General features: G+C 26.4%; 2 pseudogenes. Both read left to right on the top strand.

Annotation, left to right across the window (positions count from 1 at the left end):
- Nucleotides 1-822: pseudogene (locus AJ886_RS03360) on the top strand (motility associated factor glycosyltransferase family protein); the annotation flags it as partial.
- Nucleotides 822-1,162, top strand: a pseudogene (locus AJ886_RS03355) (motility associated factor glycosyltransferase family protein); the annotation flags it as partial. The pseudogenes AJ886_RS03360 and AJ886_RS03355, both read left to right, overlap by 1 nt.

The raw sequence follows: 1,162 nt of genomic DNA, 5'->3' as shown, positions 1-1,162 counted from the left end.
GACTTTGGTTATATTGATACAGGTACTCATGTAAGTCATTTTTCTTATACCTTAGCTTTGGCTTTAGGATTTAAAAATATTATCATGATAGGACAAGATTTAGCCTTTGATGAAGAAGGAAATTCACATTCAAAAGGTTTTGATTTTGGGGAGAAATTTAGCGGTGAAGAAAATATAGACAAACTTAAAGTCCCAGCCTATGCAGGTAAAGGTGAAGTTTTAACTCATATGGATTGGAATGATTATCGCATAAAACTTGAATATCTTTTTGCTTGCAACAGTAAAGAAGCTAAATTTTACAATGCTACTGAAGGTGGAGCAAGGATTAATTTTACTGAAGAACTTTCCTTTAAAGAATGTTGTGAAAAACTCCTTACAAAAGAAAAACCTAAATTTGAACTTCCAAAAAGTTTAACTAAAAATAGAAGTGATAAACTCCTAGTTAAATTCAAAGAAAAAATACAAAAAGATCAAGATAATGCTAACAGATTTTTAAATGATGCTTTAGCTTTAAAACAAATTTTAGAAAATATACTCAGTAAAGATTTTATTTTACCTTTGGAATTTTTAGAAAAAGTTTATCAAAATATAGAAAATTTCAATCATTCTTTAGATGAAGATGAGTTTATACAGGATGGTATTTTAAAAGCAGTGATTTATGAACGAGGACTTAGGATAAGCTTAGTTTATAAAGAAAATATTTTAGATCATGCTAGTTTCATCAGTGCTTATATCAAAGCTTATGATGAATGGTTGTTTTATTTTATAGAAAAGTTAGAACAAAGAATAAATATTATCATCAATTCTTTTAAGGAAAGCTAATGAGCCTACTAGAAAAAAACATACAAGCTTTATTAAGTGGAGTAAATGAACCCTTAGGAAATAAACTTTTAAATTTCATACAAAATAAAACTTGTTCTCATTTTAATATAGATGAAAATTTAAATATCTTTGATAAAACTCATAATGTTTTCATGTATGAAAACTTAGAAGAAGAATTAAATTTTTTCTATCAAAGTATTTTAGAAAAAACTCCTAGATATCCTTTCGTATGTATTTATGGTATAGGCAATGCCTTGCTTATTAAAAATTTAGCTAAACACTATAAACATCTTTTTGTATTTGAAAGTGAAATAGAACTTTTTATCCTAGCTTTAAGTAC

Source organism: Campylobacter sp. BCW_6465 (assembly GCF_001762815.1).
Classification (GTDB): Bacteria; Campylobacterota; Campylobacteria; order Campylobacterales; family Campylobacteraceae; genus Campylobacter_D; species Campylobacter_D jejuni.
Note: the sequence above shows the minus strand (reverse complement) of the source record. Positions and strands in the feature narration are given on the sequence as shown.